Here is a 20,253-nt window from a genome sequence, read left to right on the forward strand (position 1 = left end):
CCGCGCCGGTCGCGCACGGCCCGTCTCCGTACCGCGGAGGCGGGCCTTTCTGTTCTGGGGTGCCCGGCTGTCGGTCCCGGCTATTAGGCTGGGGAACGGTTTTTCATCACGGGCGTTGGGCGGAGCCGACACATGAGTCTGATCAACGGAGTCTTCAACCTCCTCTTCCTGGTGCTCGCCGCCGTCATCTTCGGCATGTCGGTCTACGCGCTCGTGCACGCGCTGCGGGTGCCGGCCAACGCGTTCCTCGCGGCGGGCAAGCTCCAGAAGCCGCTCTGGCTGCTCATCCTGGTGCTCGCCACGCTGTTCTCCGCCGCGAACGCCTACGAATACCTCATCACCTTCCTCTTCCTCGGCAGCAGCCAGTTCATGGGCATCGGGCTCGGGATCTTCTCGATCCTGGCCGTCATCGCCGCGGCCGTCTACATCGTGGACGTCAAGCCCGCCGTGAAGGGCATGGGTCGGGGCGGCAACAACGGCCCCTACGGGCCCTGGTGACCCACCCCGAGCGCGCCGGCCAGGAAGGCGAGGATCTCTCGTCCCTGGCCGCGAGCGTGGGATGTCCCTCTTCGTCCACGAGGTGGGCGGTGACCACGCTGTGCGGGGTTCCCACCACGTCGCGGAAGAACGGCGGCGGGTCCTCGCGGGCGACGCCGCCCGGTAGGATCCGGCCGTCGAAGGCGTTCCCCAGGAGCGCCCGATAGGCGGCGAAGCGCCGGCCGGTGCACCAGGGGTCGCCCTCGAAGCGGTAGCCGAGCACCTTGAGCCCGTCGCGCCTCACGCGTTCGCGCACCGCGAGCGCGTCGGCCTCGCTGAGCTCCAGCCCGGCGGGGTCGTCCAGCGGCAGTGACGGGTGGTTGACCACCGGCGCGACGACGGCCGGCTCCAGCGCCATGGTGAGGGCGAAGTTGCCGGTGAAGCACAGTCCGATCGCGCCGACGCCCGGACCTCCGCACTCGGCGTGGGCCTGCCGCGCGAGCCCGCGCAGCCATGCCGTGACCGGGCTGGTGCCGCCTCCGGCGAACGCCCGGAACTCCTCGCTCACGCACGCGCGGCGGACGACCTTCTCGCCGTCCTCCACGGTGGGATAGGCGCCGTCCCTGCCGAAGAGCGACGGAACATGCACGGTGAAGCCGGCGTCGCGGATCCACCGCGCCAGGCGGAGGACGTCAGGGCTGATGCCCGGCATCTCCGGCATCAGCACCACCGCGGGCCCGGAGCCCGCGACGTACACCGTCTTCACCACCCCCTCCACGTCCACGCTGCGGCGGCGGAGATCGGTGATGGGATCGTCAAGGCTCATGAGGGCAGCCTGTACTGATCGGGCAGGCCGGGGCGATCGGCCGGATCGCCAGGTCCAGGGGTAATCTCGCCACAGGCGTGCCGAGGAGGGCGGGCGTGAGCGAGCTGCGTGTGGGCGTCCTGGCCTATCCGGGGTGTTTCGCCTCCGAGGTGTTCGGTGTCCCCGATCTGCTCACGATGGCCACCCACCTCGGCGGTCCCGGCCTCGTGAGGTACGAGGTGGCGGTCATGTCGCCGCGGAGCCGGGTCGCCGCCTCGGGCGGCACGACGCTGGGCGTCCGCCCGGTACGCGAGGTCGACGTCCTCGTGGTGCCGGGATTCGAGCTCGGACCCGGCCTCGACGTGGCCGCGAAGCTCGCGCCCCTCGGCCCTGAGATCGCCGTGATCCGCTCGCACGCGGCCGCGGGCAACGCCGTGGTCGCCATCTGCGCCGGCGCCTTCCTGGTCGCCGAGGCGGGGCTGCTCCATCGGCGCAGGGCCACGACGGCCTGGCTCCTCGCCGACGAGCTGGCCCGGCGCTGCCCGGACGCCGAGGTCCGGCCCGAGCACCTGGTCGTCACCGACGGAGGGGTGACGACGACGGCGGCCTTCAGCGCGATGTACGACTTCGCGCTGGCGTTGATCCGCGAGCACAGCGGCGCCCGCGTGGCGCGTACGACGGCGCGGGTGGCGCTCGTGGACGACGCCCGCTCGTCCCAGACCCCGTACGTCGACACCCGGCTTTTGCCGCGACCCGGGCACGAGTTCTCGCGCCGGATCATGCGCCGGCTCGACCAGAACCTCGCCGAGCGGTACGACCTCGCCGCGCTGTCGAGGACGTTCGACGTCAGCACCCGCACGCTGCTGCGGCGCTTTGCGGGCGAGACCGGTCAGAGCCCGCTCGCCTATCTCCAGTCCTCGCGCGTCCGCCGCGCCCGCCATCTCCTGGAGACGACCGACCGCACGGTGGCCGGCATCGCCGCGGCCGTCGGCTACCGGGACCCCGGCACCTTCGCCGCCCTGTTCGCCAGGCACACCGGGCGACGCCCGCAGGACTACCGGGCGGCCTTCCGCCGCGATGCAGGCCGAGGACCTTCCGCACCGGACACCGAAAATCTGTCTTCGCCGCAGTAGACATTTGTGGCCGCTGAGGCTAGTGTTTCTCGTATCGCAAGGAACGGTTTGACCGGGCAGCGGAAGTATTGGCAACACGATGAACTGCCCGGAGCACGATGAACGGCAGAAGGTCGGACGTGAAGGGCCAGCGCAGTTGTCAGGGGCCCAGATCGTGGACGCGCTGCCACAGGTGAAGTCGGACAGTGGTCCGGAAGTCAGAGATGAAGGGAGTGTTGAACGCCATCGGGATCGCCCGTTGCCGGCTGAGTCTCGCCGCTCGGGTACCGCAGTTCCACAGATAGGAAGGTGGTCTACGGTCACGCATCCGCGATCCCCGCAGCACCGCCGTTCAGCACGGCGAATGCGGAAAACAGTGAGCCGGCCGAACGGCCGGTAGATGGTGTTGAACTCTTCGGGGCCCCGGCGCTACAGGCGCCGGGGCCCCCTGTGCGCGTGAGGGAAAGGAATGCATGGATCAACCTCGCTCGGCTGCCGACGGTGACACGCTCCCGCGAGGCAGGATTGCGGACACCGCCGGATCCACGACTGGAGCCGGCGCAGAAGACCGGTTCGACGATGAGGACTACCCCGCCTACAGCATGGGCGCCGCCGCGGAGATGCTCGGGGTCAGCCCGGCGTTCCTGCGGGCTCTCGGCGCCGCGCAGCTGATCGAACCGAAACGCTCCGGCGGCGGGCACCGCCGCTACTCCCGCCGGCAGCTGCGGCTGGCCGCGCGCGCCCGCGAACTCGTCGATCAGGGCACACCCGTCGAAGCGGCCTGCCGGATCATCGTCCTCGAAGATCAGCTCGCCGAGGCGCTGCGCGTGAACGACGCGCGCGACCAGCCGGCCGGACAGTAGCACCCCGTGACGCAAAAAGACCCGGCGGCGTGAAGCCGACCGGGTCTTGGTGTGGCGCTGTCGCGTCAGGCGGCCACGATGTTCTCGGCCTGCGGGCCCTTCTGGCCCTGCGTGATGTCGAAGGACACCTTCTGGCCCTCGTGCAGCTCGCGGTAGCCGCCCTGGGAGACGATGTTGGAGTAGTGGGCGAAGACGTCGGCGCCGCCGCCGTCCTGCTCGATGAAGCCGAAGCCCTTTTCCGCGTTGAACCACTTGACGGTGCCGGAAGCCATGATGATCTCCTCTTGGTCGGTGCAAAGCCGAAATCCGCACGGCACGGATCTCGCGTCGCCAGAAAGGCCCACACCCGGAGAAGACCGGCAAACAAAAAATGCACCTGACGCTACATACCGTCAGGCGCACACAAGTTCATTATGGGTACCACAACTGCAACTTCCGTCAGCCTAGCACACGGTCGACCGTGATGCGAACGGCGCAGCGATGCCAACCTTTCTCCGCGGCCACGGCGTTCAAGGGGCAGTGCCGACATGAGGAGAGACGTTGGATCGCGATGCCGCGTTCACGGCGTTCCTGGATGCCCACCAACGCCCGTTGCTGCGCCTGTGCTACCTGCTCACCGGGGAGGTCCATCTCGCGGAGGACCTCCTGCAGAGCGTGCTGGTCCGCATGCTCGGCCGGTGGCCGAAGCTGCGTCATATCGACAATATGGACGCCTACGCCCGCAAGGCGCTGGTGAACCAGTACATCTCGTGGCGACGGCGCCGCCGCTCAGGTGAAGTGCTGAGCGCCGAGTTGCCCGAGCGCGCCCATTCGAGCGAGGACTCCGCCGTCCTGCGGATCGTGCTGCGTCAGGCGCTCATGCGGCTGACGCCCAAGCAGCGCGCCGTGCTGGTGCTGCGCTTCTACGAGGACCGGACCGAACGCGAGGTGGCCGCCCTCATGGGCTGCTCGGTCGGCACGGTCAAGAGCCAGGCGCACCACGCGCTGGCCCGGCTGCGCGCGCTCGCGCCCGAGCTGGCGTCCCATCTGCCCGTACTGAACGACGACCCGGCCTGGAACGAGGGGGCACGCCGATGACCTGGCTCGGAGATGAGCTCGGCCGCATCGCCGACGAGATGCCGCAGCGCGACCTCGGCGCGGCGGTGTTGGAGCGCCATCAGCGGAGGAGGCGCACCCTGGTGGCGTTCGCCGCCGCCGCGACGGTCGTGGTCACCCTGCTCGCCGCCACGATCGGGGCGCGGACGTTGCTCGCGGAACCGCGCGCCGCGGTCGGCCCCACCCTCCCGCCGGAGCGGCCGAGCATCAGCGTCGGCGTGGTGCCGACAGTGGAGTCTGCGGTCCTGCACGTGGCCCAGAGGATGGGCTATTTCCGGGAGGAGGGGCTGAGCGTGCGGCCGGTGTTCCTGCAGTCGTCGGCGGTCGGGGTGCCCCTGCTTGAGCTGAAGCGGCTGGATCTGGCCCAGCTCGACTACGCGACGCTTTTCATGGCGAACGAGAACGGCAAGGACCTCAAGCTCGTGACGGCCTTGCATCAGTCCGCGCCGGGAACGCTGGCCCTCGTGGTGAACGCCACCTCGAAGGTGCGGACGGTCGCCGGCCTCAAGCGCAAGGAGATCGCCGTCCCCGGACTCCGCGGGCTCCCGACGCTGGCTCTGACCGCCGTGCTGAAGCGGGCCGGGCTGACGTTGGAGGACGTCTTGCTGATCGAGACCTCCTATCCCGAGATGCTCGGCGGGCTGAAGCGGGGACGGTACGCCGCCGCGCTGCTGGCCGAGCCCTTCATCACGGTCGGACGCGAGGGCGGGCAGGTGCGGGTCGTCGGGGACCTGACGAGCGGGGACCTCGCGAACCTGCAGACCTCGGGCATGGCCGCCACCGAGGACTGGATCCGGCGCAACCCGCGCACGCTGGCGGCCTTCCAGCGGGCGCTGGGCAAGGCGCAACGCCTGGTCGCCGCCGACCCGGAGCGCGCCCGCGCGGTGCTGCCCACGTACACCAAGATCTCCGAGAAGGCGGTCGCGAAGGTCACGCTCGGCTCCTATCCCGACAAGCTGGATCTGACCCATCTGACGCGGATCGCCGTCCTGGCCCGTGCTCACGGCTGGCTCAAACGCCTGCCGGAGCCCGGAGAGGCGGTCGCGAAGACCGAGTGAGCGGCCTCAGCCCGGCTGGTCGATCTGCCGGGCCAGGCCGTCGAGCAGCGGCCGCAGCCCGAACTCGAAGAGCCGGTCGAGATCGAGGTCGAACTCCCCCAGCTCGCCCAGGAAAGCGGCGAAGGCCGCGTATCCCGGCGACTCGCTGACCGCCCGCATGCGCTCCTCCTGCGCGCTCATCCACTCCTCGTCCGACAGGCCGGTGGCGGCGCGGGCCCGCCGCTCCTGCTCGAAGTTGGCGGCCAGGCCCTGCACGAAGCTGTAGAGCAGGATGTGGACGTTCATCTTGGCCGTCGCGTCGAGCCGGGTGTCGGCCAGGGCGCTCATCACCCACTCCGAGTGCTTCAGCAGGGCCGCGGAGGGCAGCGGGCGGTACAGCGAGGTGACCCCCGCCATCCAGGGGTGCGCCCGGTAGGCGGCCCACTGCAGCCGGGCGCTCGTCTCCAGCGCCTCGCGCCAGCCGGCGGGACGCTCCCCGGGCAGCGGGTGGTCGTCGAGCACCGCGTCGACCATGAGCAGGACCAGCTCGTCCTTGCCGCTGACGTGGCGGTAGAGGGACATGGTGGCCATCCCCAGCCGGTCGGCGAGCGCGCGCATGGTCAGCTCGTCGAGCCCGTCGGCGTCGGCGAGCTCGACGGCCGCCCGCACGACGCGCTCGCGGGCGCCGCCCGGCTCGCGGGCCGCCTGCCCTGAGCCGCGGCGGCCAGTGGAACGGCCGGTCGAACGACCCGGCCCTCGGAGCTCGGCGACCACCGTGCCGACCCGCGGCTCCGCGACCACCACTCCCTCCTGGGCCAGCAGCGCGAGGGCCTTGGCGGCGGTGGCCAGGGCGACGTCCCAGTCGCGGGCGAGCTGGCGGGTGGAGGGCACGCGGTCGCCGGGGCGCAGCCTGCCGTCGGCGATGCGGCGCTTGATGTCGCCGGCGATGCGGGCGTAGGGCGGAGTGTCCATCTCATCCCCTGTTCTAGTACAGATCATCTCATCATAGCCTTGTGGCCTGCTGTATGTACGACGTACATTCAGTTCCGCGTACAACGTACAAACCAAGGAGCGGAACATGAAGGTGCTCATCTCGGGCGCGAGCGTCGGCGGTCCCGTCCTGGCCTACTGGCTGGGGCGGCACGGGATCGAGGCGGAGATCGTCGAGCGGGCCCCGGCCCCGCGCACCGGCGGGCAGGCCATCGACGTCCGGGGCGCGGCGCTCACGGTCGCCGACCGGATGGGCGTCCTGGAGCGGGCCAGGGCCCTGCGCACCCGGATGCGCGGCATGTCGATGGTGGACGGCTCCGGCACCGAGCTCATGCGCAGCACCGAGGGCACGCTGAGCGGCGGCGCGTTCGACAGCCCCGACGTCGAGATCATGCGCGACGACCTGACCGCGCTGGTCCTCGCCGCCGCCGACCCGGCCATCGTCTACGGCGACTCGATCGCCGCCCTCGACCAGGACGCGGACGGCGTGGACGTCACGTTCGACAGCGGCCGGCGCGAGCGCTACGACCACGTGGTCGGCGCGGACGGGCTGCACTCCAACGTGCGCCGCCTGGCCTTCGGCCCCGAGGAGCGCTACGTCCGCCACCTCGGCGCGTACGTCTCCATCTTCACCGCGCCCAACTTCCTCGGCCTCGACCACTGGCAGACCTGGTTCCGCGAGGGCCAGGTGGGCGGCGTCGTCTACAGCGACCGCGACGCCACCACGATGCGGGTCAACCTGGGCTTCGAGGACGGCCCGATCGCCTACGACCACCGCGACCTCGACGCCCAGAAGCGGCTCGTCCACGAGCGCTGCGCCGGCCTCGGCTGGGAGGTGCCCCGGTTGCTCGACGCGATGGGGAAGGCGGACGACTTCTACTTCGACGCGATGGCGCAGGTCGTGATGGACCGCTGGTCGGCCGGGCGGGTGACGCTGGTGGGCGACGCCGGCTACTGCGCCTCGCCGCTGTCGGGGCAGGGCACCAGCCTCGCGATGGTGGGGGCGTACGTGCTGGCGCAGGAGCTCGGCGCGGCCCCGGACGGCGCGTTCGACCGTTACGAGCGGCGGATGCGCCCGTTCGTGGCCGCCAACCAGGCGCTCGCCACCGAGAACCCCGGGCAGGGTGCGGCCCCGGAGAGCATCGAGCGGGCGGCGAACGCCATCACGCTCGATTGACGGGACAAACCGCTACGATTTGCCGCCATGACCGGTTTCAGACTCACGCTGGCCGCGCTGGGGGCCACCGCTCTGACGCTGACCGCCGCTCCCGCCGCCCTCGCCGGCACGGCCGGGATCACGGACGACGTCACGATGACCCTCGGCAAGGACGGCACCCTGCACGTGGTCGAGAAGATCAGCGGCGGGTCGAGCGGTCTGAAGCGCACCTTCATCACCCGCACCCGGTACGACGACGGCAACGACCGCCTCTACCAGATCTCGAACGTCAAGGGCGGCACCTTCGACGGCGACGTCCTCACCGTGACGAGCGGCACCGTCGAGTACGACGTCAAGGGCGCGGTGATGTCCTCGGGCGGCGTCGAGGAGCTGCGCTGGTTCGCGGTGAGCGGCTGGAACCAGCAGGTCGCCAAGGCCACCGTCAAGGTGCAGGGCCCCGGCCAGGTGCAGAACTTGTCCTGCTTCGCCGGCGAGCTCAGCTCCGCCGTCGGCTGCACCGCCGCCTCCATGGACCACACCGGCACGCAGGCCGACTTCGAGCAGGAGAACCTGGCGACCGGCGAGGCCCTGACCGTCGTCATCGGCTATCCGGCGGGCTCCAGCAAGGGCACGCCGATCCTGGAGCGGCGCTTCTCGCTGGCCTCGGCGTTCACGCTGAACACCGTCACCGGCGGCGCCCTGGCCGGCCTGCTGGTGCTGCTGCTCGGCGGCGTGGGCCTGCTCTACTGGACGCGGGGCCGCGACGCCCGCGTGGCGGGCGGCGACCAGGGGGCGGTCAACCCCGTACAGAACGGGCACTTCTCCCCGCCGGACGGGGTCCGTCCCGGCCAGATCGGCACGCTCGTGGACGAGCAGGCCGACGTCGTGGACGTCACCGCCACCATCGTGGACCTCGCCGTCCGCGGCTACCTGCGCATCGACGAGCAGCCCCGCCAGACCTACGACGCGCCCGACTGGCTGCTCGTACGCCTCCCCACCGCGCCGGTCGACGCCCTGCTGCCCTACGAGAAGGCGCTCCACGACGCCATCTTCGACGGCCGGGACGCGGTGCTGCTGTCGCAACTGTCGGGGACGTTCGCCGCGCACCTGGGCAAGGTCCGCGACGCGCTCTACGCCGACGTGGTCAAGCAGGGCTGGTTCGCCCGGCGGCCCGACACCGAGCGCACCCGCTGGACGACGGTCGGCGTCGTCCTCATCGTGGCCGGCGTGCTCGCCACGGCGGGGCTCGCCTGGTTCACCACGTACGGGCTGCTCGGCCTCGCCGTCATCATCGCGGGGGCCGCGCTCGCCATCGGCGGACAGTACATGCCGGCCAAGACCGCCAAGGGCTCGGCGGCGCTGGCCCACACCCTGGGCTTCCGCGAGTACCTGTTCTCCGGGGAGCTGGGCCACGTGCCCGAGCAGCACCGGGTGGAGCTGTTCTCGCGCTACCTGCCGTACGCGGTGATCTTCGACGGCGTGGAGCACTGGTCGCGGGTGGTGGCCTCCGTCACCGGCAACGGCCACCAGGCCGACAACCTCTACTGGTATCACGGGCCCGCGGAGTGGGACCTGTCGAAGTTCGCCGGCTCGATGCGCACGTTCTGCACGACGACCTCGGGCGCCATCTCCGCCACCCGCCAGTTCCGCAGCCTGTGACCGGCTAGCGGATCCGGATCTCGCCGACCGGCCGCCCCCCGCCGAGCACCTGCGGGGCGGCCAGCTCGGCCAGCTCAGGGGCGTCGAGGCCGAGCGAGCGCAGCGCCGCCACCGTGACCGGCCCGCGGGCGCGCGCCGAGCCGTCCTCGATCTTGACGGCGCCCGCCCTGCCGTCCTCGAAGGCGAACGCGTCGAACCCCTCGGCGCCCGCCTTCAGCATCAGGCCGGGCAGCGCGCGCATGAGCTTCGCCTCGGGCCGGTCGGTGCCGGACGTCCACTCGGGGTGGGCGCGCATCGCGTCGAAGATCCTGCGTTCGTACGAGTCCTCAGACGACCTCGGGAACGCCCGGAACGCCTTGGTCACCCCCAGCATCGACACGAAGAACAGCGGCGCCCCGCAGCCGTCCACGCCCGAGGCCGCCACCCGCTCGCCGGTGAGCTCCTCGACGGTCTGCCTGATCGCCCGCTGCAGCGGATGCGACGGCTCCAGGTAGGTGGTCAGCGGCCAGTCGTTGACCACGCAGGTGGCCAGCATGGCGGCGTGCTTGCCCGAGCAGTTCATGTAGATCCGGCCGTACTCGGTCGAGCGCCGGTCGGCCGGGTGGTCCTCGGGGCACTGCAGCGCCGACTCCTCCAGCCCGGCGCCCGCGAGGATCTTGCGTACCCCCTCCACGTGGAACGGCTCGCCCGAGTGCGAGGCGCAGGCCAGCGCCAGCAGCTCGCCCTCCAGCGCCAGCCCGCTGCGCAGCATGCCGAGCGCCTGGAGCGGCTTCATCGACGAGCGCGGCGAGGCGGGCACGTGCACCGCGCCCCGCGTCTCGACCAGGCGGCCTTCGGCGTCCACGGTCAGCATGCGGGCCTGATGCGTGGACTCCACGAACCCGGATCGCACGACTTCCACGAGCAACGACATATCCGAACCCCTTTCGGGACGAGTCTACGGAGGGTCTTTCCTGGTCCAGAATGAGATGTCATGCGAGCAGTGGTGCAGCGAGTGAGTTCAGCGTCGGTGGAGGTCGAGGGCCGCACGGTCGGCGAGATCGCCGAGCCCGGCCTGCTCGTCCTGGTCGGGGTCACGCACACCGACACGAGGGTCGAGGCGGCCAAGCTCGCCGCCAAGCTGTGGGGCCTGCGGATCCTGCACGGCGAGAAGTCGTGCTCCGACGTCGCCGCCCCGCTCCTGGTGATCAGCCAGTTCACCCTCTACGGCGACGCGCGCAAGGGCCGGCGGCCCACCTGGCAGGCCGCCGCCCCGGGGCCCGTCGCCGAGCCCCTGGTGGACGCCGTCGTCGAGGAGCTGCGCGCGCTCGGCGCCCGCGTGGAGACGGGCGTGTTCGGCGCGGACATGAAGGTCTCGCTCGTCAACGACGGCCCGATCACCCTCGTCCTGGAGTTCTGAACCCCGGCTTACCTGATCCGGCGGCGCAGCGACGGGTCGATGGAGACGTTGCGCCCCGCGTCCGGCGGCACCACGACCTCCTGGCTGGCCGCGACGCCGCCCGCCAGCAGCGGCGCGTCGACCGGCACCGTGCGCTTGACCACAGCCAGCGCGATCGGGCCCAGCTCGTGGTGGCGGGCCGCCGAGCCGACCACGCCGACCTCCTGGCTCTCGAAGATCACCGGGTCGCCGTGCACGGGCAGCGTGTCCACGCTGCCGTCGAGGTGCAGGAACACCAGGCGGCGCGGCGGGTGCCCGAGGTTGTGCACCCGCGCCACGGTCTCCTGGCCGCGGTAGCAGCCCTTGGTCAGGTGGACGGCCGCGCCGATCCAGCCCACCTCGTGCGGGATCGTCTTGTGGTCGGTCTCGAAGCCCAGCCGCGGCCGGTGCGCCTCGATGCGCAGCGCCTCGTACGCCCACAGCCCCGCCAGCGGCCTGCCCAGGTGCTCGGGCAGCTCGGCGCGCGGCACCAGGACGTCGGCGTCGGCCGTGGAGAGCACGGCGAGGTCGTCGGCCCGCGACACCTCGACCCGCAGCATGAACCGCATGCGGTCGAGATAGTCGATCAGGCTCTGCGCGGTGCCCGGCTCGACGTGGGCCAGCACGCTCTCGCCGTCGTCGACCAGGGTCAGGTGGTGCAGCACGCGGCCCTGCAGGTCGAGGTCGAGCGTCTGCGTCCACTCGCCCGGTTTGAGCGTGTCGAGCTTCTGCGAGGTCAGGTCGTTGAGCCATTTCAGCCGGTCTGCGCCGGAGATCCGGACCACCTCGCGGTTGCTGCGATCGACGACCGCCTCGCCCTTGGCCAGCGCGCGCTGCTCGGCGAACAGGTCGCCGTAGTGGGCGGCTACGTCGGAGTCCGGGGCGTCAGCGGCGACCGCGCCGGGAAGGTCGAGCAGAGGGCTACGCATGCCCTCCAGGCTATCGGCAGTCGCGGCAACGTCCGAAGACGGTCAGGTGGTGGACGTCGGCGACGAACCCCATCTCGTCGTCCAGCGCCTTCACCATCCCCTCGGCCAGCTCCGGCCGCACCTCGAACACCTGGTCACAGCCCCGGCACACCAGGTGGACGTGGTCGGCCTCGGCCGCCAGGTGGTAGGTCGGCGCGCCGTGCCCGAGATGCGTGTGGGTGACCAGCCCCAGCTCCTCCAGCAGCTCCAGCGTGCGGTAGACGGTCGAGATGTTGACCCCGCGCGCCGTCTCGCGCACCTTGACGCAGATCTCCTCGGGTGTGGCGTGCTCCAGATCCTTGACCGCTTCGAGGACGAGCTGGCGCTGCGGCGTGACCCGGTAGCCCTTCGCGCGGAGTTCCTCGTGCCACTGCGTGTCGGTCATGCTCCCGAGTCTACGGCCCGGTGATATTCATTTGCCTCCCACGCGAACGAGCACATAACTTCATGAGTACGCGGAAAGGAGGTGGTCCGAATAATGGTGAGTCATAGTCGGGCTAGCGAGGTGGTTGTCCGCTGACGTCGCGGACGCCTGTCTCGGTCTCGTGACGTGACGCGAATACGAGGCAACCACCGGGGCCCCTGACAGCCGGAGGGCGGGAGCGAACGCATCCCGTCCGTGGTCCATCCGGCCCGTCCGCACGAGCGGGCGGAGTGTTGTCCGGGGCCCTTCTTCATTTCCCGGCACCCCCGATGAGTTCCGCGCCCGGTTCCGGTCCACAGCTGTGTACCCGCACATCCGTGGAGAGAGGGACCATGAGCGCCAACCCTTTGCCGCCCGTCGTCGACGCCGCGACCTGGCGGCGTGAGCTCGACGCGCTGCGCGCCCGCGAGAAGGCCGCCACCCGCGAGCTCGACGCCATCGCCGCCCAGCGCCGCCGCCTGCCCATGGTGCGGCTGCCCGACTACGTCCTCGACGGCGAGCACGGCCCCGTCCGGCTGGCGGACGTCTTCGACGGCGCGCGGCAGCTGATCGTCTACCACCACATGTGGTTCCCGGGCAAGGAGTGGCAGTGCCCGGGCTGCACCGGCTTCACCGCGCAGTTCACCCGCCTGGAGTTCCTCCACGACTACGACGCCAGGTTCGTCGTCGTCACCCAGGGCCCGATCGACGAGGCGCTCGCCTACAAGCGGCGCGTCGGCAACGCCATGACGTGGTACTCCACCGCGAACAGCCCGTTCGGGGCCGACGTCGGCGCCCCGCCCGGCGGCGGCTTCGCCGTCAACGTGTTCCTGCGCGACGGCGACGACACCGTCTACCGCACCTGGCACACCGACGGGCGCGGCACCGAGCAGCTCACCCACACCTTCGCGCTGATCGACCTGCTGCCGTACGGGCGGCAGGAGGAGTGGCAGGACTCCCCGGAGGGCTGGCCGCAGCGGCCGGCCTACAGCGGCTGGGCGTCCTCGCAGGACCTCGCCGCGCGCTACGGCCCCGGCTAGCCGGTCGGTCCGTCGGTCAGTGCTCGCCGCGCGGCGTGACGCCGAGGTCGGCGCAGGCGCGCCGGTAGAGGGTGACGACGGCCTTGCGCACCTGCGCCCGCTCGGTCAGCGTCTCGCCCCACGGCACGCGTACGCGCTCGCCCCCGTCGATCGTGAACTCGATCGCCTCGGCGTCCACGTCGCTGGTCACCGCCGTGGTGGCGGACGGCCGGCCGGCGAGCGCCCGGACGATGAGCAGCGAGTCGCCGGCGTGGTCGTCGTTCATGTGGCGCTTGATCGCCTCGACCGCGTCGGGGGTGAACGGCGTGCTCACGCGACCTTCTTCAGCTCGGCCGACATGTGGTCGGACAGCGGCTGTCCCATCGCGGCCATCTCGTAGGCCCACATGAGGTTGCCGTTGACCAGCCCGTAGAGGCGGTAGCCCGCGGTGTATTCCTTCGCGCTCGCGGTGCGGGCCACCACGTCGGTGCGCAGCTCGATCTTGTGGAAGACGACCTCGCCGATGTAGATCTCGACGATGCCGGTCGGGTGCGAGAGCACCACTTCGAGCTGCCGGTCGGGCAGGGCCCGCCAGTAGCCGGACTCGGTGGCCAGCGGCCGGACCCGGTTGCCGTCCTCGTCGAGCAGCCAGGTGCGGCTGACGTAGGTCAGGAACGGCTTGCCGTTGTGGCCGAACTCGATCTCCTGCCCGAAGTTGAAGCTCTCGATCGTCGGGTAGCCGCCGACGCCCGCGCCCTCCCACCGGCCGAGCAGGAACGCGATCGGCTCCAGGGCGGGGTGCACCTCAGGTTCTTCCATGGTCCCCAAGCCTAGTGGCCGGGGCTAGGGTGGCGGGCATGGCACGATCTCTGGTGATCAAGGTTACCGCCGGGGCCGACGCCCCCGAGCGCTGCAACCAGGCGTTCAACGTCGCGGCCGCCGCGCTGGCGAGCGGTGTCCCCGTCTCCCTGTGGCTGACCGGCGAGTCGTCGTGGTTCGCGCTGCCGGGGCGGGCCGCGGAGTTCGAGCTCCCGCACGCCGCGCCGCTCGCCGACCTGCTCGCGGCCGTGCTCGCCGCGGGCCGCGTGACGCTCTGCACGCAGTGCGCCGCCCGCCGCGGGATCACCGTGGACGACGTCATCGACGGCGTACGCATCGCCGGGGCGCCGACGTTCGTCGAGGAGGCGACCGCGGAGGGCGTGCAGGCGCTCGTCTACTGAGCGGTCTACTGGGCGCCCGTGCCGTCCGGCAGCGGGTCGGGGTGGGCGGGCGCGGCGCAGCCGGCCCGGCACGCCTCCAGCTGCGCCGCGAACGCCATCCCCAGGAAGAGCGCGATCGAGCTGAGGAACGACCACAGCAGCAGCGCCATGACGGCGGTCAGCGGCCCGTACGTCTCGCCGAACGAGCTGTTGTTGTCGGTGTAGAGCGCGAGCGCCAGCGTGAAGACCGTCCACAGGGCGAGCGCCACCAGCGCGCCCACGGCCAGCCAGGTGTGGCCCGGCTGCCGCCGCCGGGGCGAGGCCCGGAACAGCGTGACCGTGCTCACCATCGCCAGCAGGAAGCCGAGCGGCCAGCGGATCAGCGAGAACGCCTGCCGCATCCCGTCACCCCAGCCGTAGACCTCGGTGAGCGCGTGGCCGAGCGCGCCGCCGCCCACCAGGACCGTGAACCCGGTGATCATGAGGACGCCGGCGGTCAGCGCCAGCGCGGCCGCCCGCGCGTACTTGCGGGGGAAGGGCCGGTCGCGTTCGACGCCGTAGATGCGGTTGGCGCCGCGCTCGAACTGCGCCATCGCGGTCGCCAGCGCCACCAGCGTGGTGCCGAGGCCGAGCAGGAGGGCGAGCGTGCCGGAGAGGTGGTTGCCGCCCTCCAGGGCCTCCTTGACCGCCTCGGCCCCGCCGCCGGGCGCCAGGCCGCGCAGCGTGAGCCCCAGCACCCGGCCGAGCTGGCCGTGGTCGGTCACCTCGCTCAGCCCGACCAGCGCGATCGTGCCGGGGATGATGGCCAGGCAGAGCTGGAAGGCCAGCGCGCGGGCGTGGCTCATGCCGTCGCCGTAGCGGAACCTCACCAGCGAGTCGCGTACGAGCTGCCAGCCGCCGTAGCTGCGCATGGTCGCCCAGGCGTCGTCGGCGGACAGCTCCTCGCCGCTCATCGTCCGGGTCTGGGGGACCGTCACCGTTGAACCCACGACGAACGGACTACCCTGGTTCGCCCGGATTGATCAGGGAATCAGTCGGCCAGGACCGTGGCCAGGCGTTCCTGGCGCAGCGCCTCGTAGCGGGAGTCGTCGAGCGGGGCGAGCTGCCCCACCCGCCAGGCCAGCAGCAGGTCCGCGAGCGCCGGGTTACGGGCCAGCGCCGGGCCGTGCAGGTAGGTGCCGACCACGTGGCCCGCGTAGCAGCCTTCGTAGCCGTCGCCGTTGCCGGTGCCCTTGACCGTGCGCGACAGCGGCCGGACGCCGGGGCCGAGGCGGGTGACGCCCATGTGGTTCTCGAACCCGGTCAGCGTGGGCAGGCCGAGCGCCGCGTCCACCTCGGCCACCAGCTCGCCCACGGCGCGGGCCGGGCCGCGCGTGCTCGCGATGTCGAGCAGGCCGATGCCGTCGACCGGCTGCCCCTCCTCGCCGCCGAACGTGCTGCCCATGATCTGGTAGCCGGCGCACACCGCCAGCATGGACGCCCCGCCTGCGATGGCGCGATGCAGGCCGCCGTCCTTGCGCAGGCGCTGGGCGGCCAGGATCTGCGGGCGGTCCTCGCCGCCGCCGATGAGGTAGACGTCGCCGCTCTCCGGCACCGGGTCGGACGAGCGCACGTGGACCGTCTCGGTGTCGATCCCCCGCCGCCGCGCGCGCTGCTCCAGCACCAGGACGTTGCCCTGGTCGCCGTAGGTGCTCAGCAGGTCGGGGTAGATCCAGACGATGCGCAGGACGCTGTCAGACGGCACGACCGAACTCCGATCGGATCTGCTGGAAGGCGGTGTAGTTGGCGATGACGTCGACCCGGCCGGGCGGCTGCATGGCCAGCGCCTCGTTGAACGAGCTGCACAGCGTGAACGGCACGTCCGCCACGTCGAGCCGGAGCGCGAGGTCGAGCCGGCGCTCACCGGTCACGAACACCGGCCGGCCGCGCAGGATGCGGTAGTCGACGTCCCACAGCCACGACGTGTCGCGCCCGTCGGGGCCCTGAGCGTTGACCGACAGGATGATCGGCAGTTGCGCGTCGGCGACGTCGAACGCCTCCAGCCAGCCCGCCGGGTTCTTCGCCAGCAGCAGCCGGGCGTGCCGGCCGTCGCGCTCGACCATCGTGTAGCGGCCGGCCACCGAGGTGACCTCGCGCAGCCGCGGCAGCGCCCGGTCCACGGGCACCCCGAACGTCTCCGCCACCGCGAGCGCCATCACCGCGTTGGAGCGGTTGGCCGAGCCGGGCAGCTGGATGTCGAGCATCCAGCGCTGCCCGCGCGGGTCGATCGCCATGTCGTCGTCGAGCACCCAGTGCGGCTCGGGACGGTGGAAGGTGCACTCACGGCAGGCCCAGAAGGAGTCCTTGCGGTCGAGCGGGCCGCCGCACTCGGGGCAGCACCAGGAGTCCTCCTTCCAGCGCTGGCCGCCGGCGACCCAGGTGACCGAGGCGGCCGTCGAGGCGCCCCAGGTGACCAGCGGGTCGTCGCAGTTGGCGATGACGTGCGTGGGCTTGCCCGCCAGCGCGCGCCGCCACTTCTGCGCCAGCAGCCAGATCTCGGCCGCGCGGTCCATCTGGTCGCGGCTGAGGTTCATCAGGCAGACCACGCTCGCGCCGGTGGTGTCGAGCACCTCCGGCAGGTATTTCTCGTCCACCTCCAGCACGCCGTAGGGGGCGTGCTTGTGCTGCGACAGCGCCGAGACGTGACCGGCCGGCATGTTGGCGCCGAAGGCGTTGGTCGCGACCTCGCCGAGGTCGAGCAGGGCGTTGACGATCAGGCGCGTGGTGGTGGTCTTGCCGTTCGTGGCGCTGACCAGGGCCAGCTTTCGGTCGCGGGCCAGCTTGCGCAGGAGATCGGGCTCCAGCATCAGGCCGACCCGGCCCCCGATCACAGAGCCGTCGCCGCGCCCGGTCATCCTGGACAGCGTGGCGGCACTGCGGCCCAGGGCGCTGGCGAGCTGGGCCCGCAGAGGAAGCTGGGTCATGTGCATGAATCCTAGTCGGGATTGGGCCCTACTCTCGTTACGCACACGAAAACGTGCCGATCCACCCTCGGTCAGAGCGCCGGTGCCGGGGCGGAGAAGCTGAGCTCGGGCGTGCCGCCGTGGTCGAAGGGCAGGACGAAGCGCCGGGGCCAGGACAGCACGCCTTCCAGCCAGCCCGCCCCCATCGTCTGCCCCACGTGCCGGATCCTGGCCGAGGCCTCGATGCCGATGGCGACGGTCGTGATGTCGCGCTGCACGGACTCGTTCTCGTCGTCGCCCAGGATGACCCGCCAGGCCAGCGCCCGGTTGCGGTCCACCTCCATGGACAGCGGGTGGTGGCGCAGCGCCTTGGCGCGGTGGCCGAGCAGCTCCGTGTGCACCCGGTCGGGCGACCCGTTGACGGCGGGGCCCGCGTGGGGCGGGCGGAACAGGGCGTACTCCATCGGCGGGGCCGGGCTGCGCAGGTTGGGGGCGGACTGCCCGTGCGGGAAGAGCCGGTCCACCTCGTGCAGCCACCGCACCTGCGGGATCACCCACGACGCCCCCGGCCGCTCGCCGCCGCCCTCCAGCCCCGCGAGCAGCCGCGTGGCCTTCTCGGCCGCCTTCTCGGTCAGCAGCGTGGGGTCGAACCAGCTCCGCAGCGACCAGGCCCGCCGCTGCACCGACCGTTCGACGAGGGTGGCGAGCAGGCATTCGCGCCGCCGCGCGGGCAGCTCGCCCCATGCCGCGGCGAGGACGCGCGGCACGCCCGGCAGCGGCCGGTTGCTGACGAAGGCGAGCACGACCGTGTCGCACCAGATGCGCAGCCACGCCCACTCCGGCGCGTCGGCGAGCACGTCCGCCTCGCGCAGCTCGACCAGCGTGCACGCCTGCCCGCCGCGGCACTGGGCGCCGCAGGCGGCCGAGCGGCGGCCGCGGATGGGCGGCGGCGGCCCCGGCAGCAGCTTCTCCCTCGACTCGCCGAGCGGCACGCGGACCCGCAGCGGCCGGTCCATGCCGTCGGCGAAGACGGCGGCCGAGCCGGGCTGCAGCGACACGACGTGCCTGGACTGCTCCTCGCTGAGGTTCATGGCCGCGCCGACGAGCTTCCTGTCGTCCTCGGCGGGCAGCCGGTGCACGACCTTGAGCGCGGTGTTCTTGACCACGTCGGAGACGAGCTTGGACGGGATCTGCTCGGCGACGACGATGCCCTCGCCGTACGCCCTGATCTCGGCCAGCAGCCCCGCCAGCAGCTCGACCGCGTGCGTGGAGGCCCGCCCGTGCCCGCGGTCGCGCAGCAGCCGGTGCGCCTCCTCGATGACGATGACGTGCCGCAGGTCGTGGGACTTCTCCTTGCGCGCCCGCATCCGCAGGTGCTCGACGATCCGGATGATCAGCGTGCCCATGAGGAACGCCTTGTCCTCGTCGTTGGCGACGTCCTCGATGGCGAGCACGACGTTGCGCTCCAGCAGGCCGCCGACGTCGGCGGGGTGGCCGCCCTCGAAGAAGCGCCCGGCCGAGCCGACGCGCAGTGAGCGCAGCCGCAGCGAGATGAAGCCCTCGACGTCGGCCTGGACCTCGCGGCCGTAGCCGATCTCCTTGATGACGTCCATGGCGTGCTGCTGGAGCTGTTCGAGCGTGGGGACGCTCGGTGGGACGCTGGAGCCGGGGACCGCGCCGCCGGTGACGACGTCCCAGCCGGTGGCCTCGTAGACGCGCTGCAGCGCCAGCGACATGATCTGCGGGAACGGCTCCTCGGCGTCGAACGCGGCCATGAACAGCGCCCTGATCATGTCGATGTGGGCCTGTACGGGGTAGCCGGGCTCGGGTTCGAGCGGGTTGACGCTGAACGGCACACCCTCGGGCGCGGACGGGTTGATCACGGTGATCGGCTCGTCCACGCGGCCGGCCATGGCGGCGTACTCGGACTTGGCCGGCTCGATCGCCAGCCACGGGATGCGGGCCCGGCTGAGCTGCTCCAGCAGGTGCCGTACGGTCTGCGACTTGCCCGAGCCGGTCGCCCCGGTGACGAAGGCGTGCCGGTTGAGCGTGGCGAGCGGCACCCGGAACGTGCCGACGGCGCGGTCCTGCCCGTCGAGGATCTCGCCGAGCTCCAGCTCGCCCCCGTCGGCCTCGGACGTCACGTCGAAGAAGCCCGAGTCGAGCACGCGGACGCCGGGCACCTCGCGCCGGGGCAGCCCGGCCAGCGCGGCGAGCGCTCCCGCGGTCGCGGCGAACGGCGCGGCGGCCCCGTCGGCCGGGTCCTGCACGGTGACGGCCAGCGACTCCGCCAGCGAGTACGCGGCCCCGTGCGAGCTCCGCAGCCGGTACGGGTGATGGCTCATCTCGACCGACCCGACCAGCACGGGCGCGAGCTGCCGCAGCTCGTCGGCGGTGGCCGCGCCGGCCAGCACCCGCACGTTCCAGAGCCCCGCCTCGCGGAAGGCGTCGAGCTCCTGCATGCGCCGCTCGGCCCGTTCGGCGTCGAACCGGGAGCGCTCGGAGGCGTCGCCGTACTGGCGCAGCACGTTGAGCTGGGTGCGCAGGTGGGCCACCTCGGCGTCCAGCAGGTCGGTCGGCTCGGCCACGACGAGCCAGGCGAACGGCCGCGACATCAGCGTGACCAGGGTCGCCTCGAACAGCGTGGGCCGGGTCAGCTCGTCGTGGTCGGCGTGGCGTTCGCGGCCGCCCAGCGGCGGCGCCTGCCGCCCGGGGCAGGGCGCCCACACGAGGTCGGCCAGGTCGGCGAGGTACTCGTCAGAGAGCTGGACGCCGCGCGCCCCGCCGGGGAACAGCAGCGGCTGCGGCCCCCTCGGCCGGTCGGGCACGTCGGTGGCGCGGCGCGGCTGACGCGGCGGCGACAGCGGGCCCGCGTTGGTGATGAGTTCGAGCGGCGCGCCGGATCCCCGTGACAGCCAGCCGATGACGAACGGCCGGTCGCGCTGCGCCGCCGACAACACGGCGGGCAGCACGGTGACGAAGTCCCATTCCGCCGACGAGCTTCGCGAGGGCGCGGCGATCGACTGGATTCGATACCAGGGCCCGCTCAGCGAGACGCTCGGCTGCATCATCAATCCCCCAGAGACGGTTCTTCGCCAAATTCCAGCAACC

At 71.8% G+C, this 20,253-nt stretch carries 22 protein-coding genes; 10 read left to right on the forward strand and 12 right to left on the reverse strand.

The window, feature by feature from the left end; all coding sequences use genetic code 11:
* Positions 1 to 132 precede the first annotated feature (132 nt).
* The gene (locus tag AC27IY_RS28365) at positions 133 to 498 is read left to right on the forward strand and encodes a DUF2516 family protein (protein ID WP_020544674.1); all 366 of its coding nucleotides are present in this window, start codon (positions 133 to 135) and stop codon (positions 496 to 498) included.
* Here AC27IY_RS28365 and AC27IY_RS28370 read toward each other — a convergent pair.
* The gene (locus AC27IY_RS28370) at positions 437 to 1,303 is read right to left on the reverse strand and encodes a dienelactone hydrolase family protein (protein ID WP_487179769.1); all 867 of its coding nucleotides are present in this window, start codon (positions 1,301 to 1,303) and stop codon (positions 437 to 439) included. The genes AC27IY_RS28365 and AC27IY_RS28370 overlap by 62 nt on opposite strands.
* Positions 1,304 to 1,398: 95 nt before the next feature.
* On the opposite strand from AC27IY_RS28370, the gene AC27IY_RS28375 reads away from it, so the two are divergent.
* Together AC27IY_RS28375 and AC27IY_RS28380 are read left to right on the forward strand one after the other, a co-directional pair.
* Positions 1,399 to 2,415 (forward strand): GlxA family transcriptional regulator, encoded by a 1,017-nt coding sequence (locus AC27IY_RS28375; protein ID WP_487179770.1) that lies wholly within the window; start codon positions 1,399 to 1,401, stop codon positions 2,413 to 2,415.
* A 581-nt stretch (positions 2,416 to 2,996) separates the two neighbouring features.
* On the forward strand, positions 2,997 to 3,257 hold the full coding sequence (locus AC27IY_RS28380) for a helix-turn-helix domain-containing protein (protein ID WP_423451631.1): 261 nt from the start codon (positions 2,997 to 2,999) through the stop codon (positions 3,255 to 3,257).
* Positions 3,258 to 3,322: 65 nt separating this feature from the next.
* On the opposite strand, the gene AC27IY_RS28385 is transcribed toward AC27IY_RS28380, so the two are convergent.
* A complete protein-coding gene (locus AC27IY_RS28385; protein WP_020544678.1) occupies positions 3,323 to 3,529 on the reverse strand; it encodes a cold-shock protein in 207 nt (68 codons plus the stop codon).
* A gap of 268 nt (positions 3,530 to 3,797) precedes the next feature.
* On the opposite strand from AC27IY_RS28385, the gene AC27IY_RS28390 reads away from it, so the two are divergent.
* Both AC27IY_RS28390 and AC27IY_RS28395 read left to right on the forward strand, forming a co-directional pair.
* The gene (locus AC27IY_RS28390) at positions 3,798 to 4,334 is read left to right on the forward strand and encodes a SigE family RNA polymerase sigma factor (protein WP_487179771.1); all 537 of its coding nucleotides are present in this window, start codon (positions 3,798 to 3,800) and stop codon (positions 4,332 to 4,334) included.
* Positions 4,331 to 5,410 (forward strand): ABC transporter substrate-binding protein, encoded by a 1,080-nt coding sequence (locus AC27IY_RS28395; RefSeq protein WP_487179772.1) that lies wholly within the window; start codon positions 4,331 to 4,333, stop codon positions 5,408 to 5,410. The genes AC27IY_RS28390 and AC27IY_RS28395 overlap by 4 nt, the downstream gene beginning before the upstream one ends.
* A 6-nt stretch (positions 5,411 to 5,416) precedes the next feature.
* Here AC27IY_RS28395 and AC27IY_RS28400 read toward each other — a convergent pair whose 3' ends face one another.
* A complete protein-coding gene (locus tag AC27IY_RS28400) occupies positions 5,417 to 6,361 on the reverse strand; it encodes a TetR/AcrR family transcriptional regulator (RefSeq protein WP_423477597.1) in 945 nt (314 codons plus the stop codon).
* Positions 6,362 to 6,467: 106 nt separating this feature from the next.
* Between AC27IY_RS28400 and AC27IY_RS28405 the strand changes: the two genes are divergently transcribed.
* Together AC27IY_RS28405 and AC27IY_RS28410 are read left to right on the forward strand one after the other, a co-directional pair.
* Positions 6,468 to 7,556: an FAD-dependent monooxygenase gene (locus AC27IY_RS28405; RefSeq protein ID WP_487179773.1), complete on the forward strand. Its 1,089-nt coding sequence runs from the start codon at positions 6,468 to 6,470 to the stop codon at positions 7,554 to 7,556.
* A 27-nt stretch (positions 7,557 to 7,583) separates the two neighbouring features.
* Positions 7,584 to 9,194, forward strand: a complete 1,611-nt coding sequence (locus AC27IY_RS28410) for a DUF2207 domain-containing protein (protein WP_364462845.1) — start codon at positions 7,584 to 7,586, stop codon at positions 9,192 to 9,194.
* A gap of 4 nt (positions 9,195 to 9,198) precedes the next feature.
* On the opposite strand, the gene AC27IY_RS28415 is transcribed toward AC27IY_RS28410, so the two are convergent.
* Complete coding sequence (locus AC27IY_RS28415) at positions 9,199 to 10,095, reverse strand: asparaginase (protein WP_479724962.1); 897 nt, start codon at positions 10,093 to 10,095, stop codon at positions 9,199 to 9,201.
* 72 nt (positions 10,096 to 10,167) lie between these two features.
* On the opposite strand from AC27IY_RS28415, the gene dtd reads away from it, so the two are divergent.
* Positions 10,168 to 10,593 carry a D-aminoacyl-tRNA deacylase gene (gene dtd / locus AC27IY_RS28420; protein WP_487179774.1) on the forward strand — a complete coding sequence of 142 codons (426 nt, stop codon included), beginning with the start codon at positions 10,168 to 10,170 and terminating at the stop codon, positions 10,591 to 10,593.
* An 8-nt stretch (positions 10,594 to 10,601) separates the two neighbouring features.
* Here dtd and ygfZ read toward each other — a convergent pair whose 3' ends face one another.
* A complete protein-coding gene (ygfZ, locus tag AC27IY_RS28425; RefSeq protein ID WP_329585872.1) occupies positions 10,602 to 11,540 on the reverse strand; it encodes a CAF17-like 4Fe-4S cluster assembly/insertion protein YgfZ in 939 nt (312 codons plus the stop codon).
* Between the two features lie 10 nt (positions 11,541 to 11,550).
* Positions 11,551 to 11,964: a Fur family transcriptional regulator gene (locus tag AC27IY_RS28430; RefSeq protein WP_344217979.1), complete on the reverse strand. Its 414-nt coding sequence runs from the start codon at positions 11,962 to 11,964 to the stop codon at positions 11,551 to 11,553.
* Positions 11,965 to 12,335: 371 nt separating this feature from the next.
* Here AC27IY_RS28430 and AC27IY_RS28435 point away from each other — a divergent pair, with 371 nt between their 5' ends.
* Positions 12,336 to 13,022 (forward strand): DUF899 domain-containing protein, encoded by a 687-nt coding sequence (locus AC27IY_RS28435; protein ID WP_449946610.1) that lies wholly within the window; start codon positions 12,336 to 12,338, stop codon positions 13,020 to 13,022.
* A 16-nt stretch (positions 13,023 to 13,038) separates the two neighbouring features.
* Here the strand turns inward: AC27IY_RS28435 and AC27IY_RS28440 are convergent, their stop codons facing one another.
* Together AC27IY_RS28440 and AC27IY_RS28445 are read right to left on the reverse strand one after the other, a co-directional pair.
* The gene (locus AC27IY_RS28440) at positions 13,039 to 13,335 is read right to left on the reverse strand and encodes a DUF2470 domain-containing protein (protein WP_020544689.1); all 297 of its coding nucleotides are present in this window, start codon (positions 13,333 to 13,335) and stop codon (positions 13,039 to 13,041) included.
* A complete protein-coding gene (locus AC27IY_RS28445; RefSeq protein ID WP_344217985.1) occupies positions 13,332 to 13,820 on the reverse strand; it encodes a heme-binding beta-barrel domain-containing protein in 489 nt (162 codons plus the stop codon). Before AC27IY_RS28445 ends, AC27IY_RS28440 begins: the two co-directional genes overlap by 4 nt.
* A 38-nt stretch (positions 13,821 to 13,858) precedes the next feature.
* Here AC27IY_RS28445 and AC27IY_RS28450 point away from each other — a divergent pair, with 38 nt between their 5' ends.
* Positions 13,859 to 14,221 (forward strand): DsrE family protein, encoded by a 363-nt coding sequence (locus tag AC27IY_RS28450; protein WP_344217987.1) that lies wholly within the window; start codon positions 13,859 to 13,861, stop codon positions 14,219 to 14,221.
* Between the two features lie 5 nt (positions 14,222 to 14,226).
* On the opposite strand, the gene AC27IY_RS28455 is transcribed toward AC27IY_RS28450, so the two are convergent.
* The 4 genes from AC27IY_RS28455 to AC27IY_RS28470 all read right to left on the reverse strand — a co-directional run bounded on the left by AC27IY_RS28455 (position 14,227) and on the right by AC27IY_RS28470 (position 20,213).
* Complete coding sequence (locus AC27IY_RS28455; RefSeq protein ID WP_344217989.1) at positions 14,227 to 15,177, reverse strand: YihY/virulence factor BrkB family protein; 951 nt, start codon at positions 15,175 to 15,177, stop codon at positions 14,227 to 14,229.
* Positions 15,178 to 15,230: 53 nt separating this feature from the next.
* Positions 15,231 to 15,944 carry a type 1 glutamine amidotransferase gene (locus tag AC27IY_RS28460; RefSeq protein ID WP_344217991.1) on the reverse strand — a complete coding sequence of 238 codons (714 nt, stop codon included), beginning with the start codon at positions 15,942 to 15,944 and terminating at the stop codon, positions 15,231 to 15,233.
* A complete protein-coding gene (locus tag AC27IY_RS28465; protein WP_364462830.1) occupies positions 15,934 to 17,163 on the reverse strand; it encodes a Mur ligase family protein in 1,230 nt (409 codons plus the stop codon). Before AC27IY_RS28465 ends, AC27IY_RS28460 begins: the two co-directional genes overlap by 11 nt.
* Before the next feature lie 71 nt (positions 17,164 to 17,234).
* Positions 17,235 to 20,213, reverse strand: a complete 2,979-nt coding sequence (locus AC27IY_RS28470; RefSeq protein ID WP_423477603.1) for an ATP-binding protein — start codon at positions 20,211 to 20,213, stop codon at positions 17,235 to 17,237.
* Positions 20,214 to 20,253: the final 40 nt, after the last annotated feature.

It is taken from the genome of Nonomuraea sp. B208, assembly GCF_057536035.1.

Coding starts and splice junctions, on each gene's coding strand:
- AC27IY_RS28385 (WP_020544678.1), bottom strand. CDS start 3,529: ATGGCTTCCGGCACCGTCAAGTGGTTCAACGCGGAAAAGGGCTTCGGC.
- AC27IY_RS28365 (WP_020544674.1), top strand. CDS start 133: ATGAGTCTGATCAACGGAGTCTTCAACCTCCTCTTCCTGGTGCTCGCC.
- AC27IY_RS28445 (WP_344217985.1), bottom strand. CDS start 13,820: ATGGAAGAACCTGAGGTGCACCCCGCCCTGGAGCCGATCGCGTTCCTG.
- AC27IY_RS28430 (WP_344217979.1), bottom strand. CDS start 11,964: ATGACCGACACGCAGTGGCACGAGGAACTCCGCGCGAAGGGCTACCGG.
- ygfZ (WP_329585872.1), bottom strand. CDS start 11,540: ATGCGTAGCCCTCTGCTCGACCTTCCCGGCGCGGTCGCCGCTGACGCC.
- AC27IY_RS28380 (WP_423451631.1), top strand. CDS start 2,997: ATGGGCGCCGCCGCGGAGATGCTCGGGGTCAGCCCGGCGTTCCTGCGG.
- AC27IY_RS28470 (WP_423477603.1), bottom strand. CDS start 20,213: ATGATGCAGCCGAGCGTCTCGCTGAGCGGGCCCTGGTATCGAATCCAG.
- AC27IY_RS28450 (WP_344217987.1), top strand. CDS start 13,859: ATGGCACGATCTCTGGTGATCAAGGTTACCGCCGGGGCCGACGCCCCC.
- AC27IY_RS28395 (WP_487179772.1), top strand. CDS start 4,331: ATGACCTGGCTCGGAGATGAGCTCGGCCGCATCGCCGACGAGATGCCG.
- AC27IY_RS28400 (WP_423477597.1), bottom strand. CDS start 6,361: ATGGACACTCCGCCCTACGCCCGCATCGCCGGCGACATCAAGCGCCGC.
- AC27IY_RS28435 (WP_449946610.1), top strand. CDS start 12,336: ATGAGCGCCAACCCTTTGCCGCCCGTCGTCGACGCCGCGACCTGGCGG.
- dtd (WP_487179774.1), top strand. CDS start 10,168: ATGCGAGCAGTGGTGCAGCGAGTGAGTTCAGCGTCGGTGGAGGTCGAG.
- AC27IY_RS28410 (WP_364462845.1), top strand. CDS start 7,584: ATGACCGGTTTCAGACTCACGCTGGCCGCGCTGGGGGCCACCGCTCTG.
- AC27IY_RS28465 (WP_364462830.1), bottom strand. CDS start 17,163: ATGACCCAGCTTCCTCTGCGGGCCCAGCTCGCCAGCGCCCTGGGCCGC.
- AC27IY_RS28370 (WP_487179769.1), bottom strand. CDS start 1,303: ATGAGCCTTGACGATCCCATCACCGATCTCCGCCGCCGCAGCGTGGAC.
- AC27IY_RS28405 (WP_487179773.1), top strand. CDS start 6,468: ATGAAGGTGCTCATCTCGGGCGCGAGCGTCGGCGGTCCCGTCCTGGCC.